At 43.8% G+C, this 475-nt stretch carries 1 protein-coding gene; it reads left to right on the top strand.

All coding sequences use genetic code 11. The features are described from left to right. On the top strand, positions 1-475 hold a 475-nt coding region (locus tag J8M00_RS28060), incomplete at both ends, for an SdrD B-like domain-containing protein (RefSeq protein ID WP_211013651.1).

Here is a 475-nt window from a genome sequence, read left to right as displayed (position 1 = left end):
AGGCCTTCGCGCATCAAATTCGACTGGCTACACAGTTACTCAAGGCACAACTGACTATGTTGAAGGCCAAGATTATCTTGGTTCAACGGCTGATCAATTTGGTTCAAACAGTGAGATCAAATTGGTACTGGGTGAGCAAGCTGCACCTGAACTTATCTTCACTGAGCAACTAAGCACTGGCGACAAATCAATATCAGGTCGTGTATTTGTCGATATCAATCAAGATGGTACCAACAACAGGAATGATTTTGTCCTTGCAGGGATTGAGATCCAGTTAACAGGTCAGGATCTTTACGGTGAAGCGGTGAATCTGCGCACCACAACAGATGAAAATGGCGCGTTTAACTTTGCGGGTCTTCGTGCTTCTAACTCAGCTGGCTACACAGTTACTCAAGGTGAAACTGACTATGTTGAAGGCCAAGATTACTTAGGTTTAACAGCAGATCAATTTGGTTCAAACAGTGAGATCAAACTC

Source organism: Pseudoalteromonas luteoviolacea, assembly GCF_018100925.1.
GTDB classification, from domain to species: domain Bacteria; phylum Pseudomonadota; class Gammaproteobacteria; order Enterobacterales; family Alteromonadaceae; genus Pseudoalteromonas; species Pseudoalteromonas obscura.
Note: the sequence above shows the minus strand (reverse complement) of the source record. Positions and strands in the feature narration are given on the sequence as shown.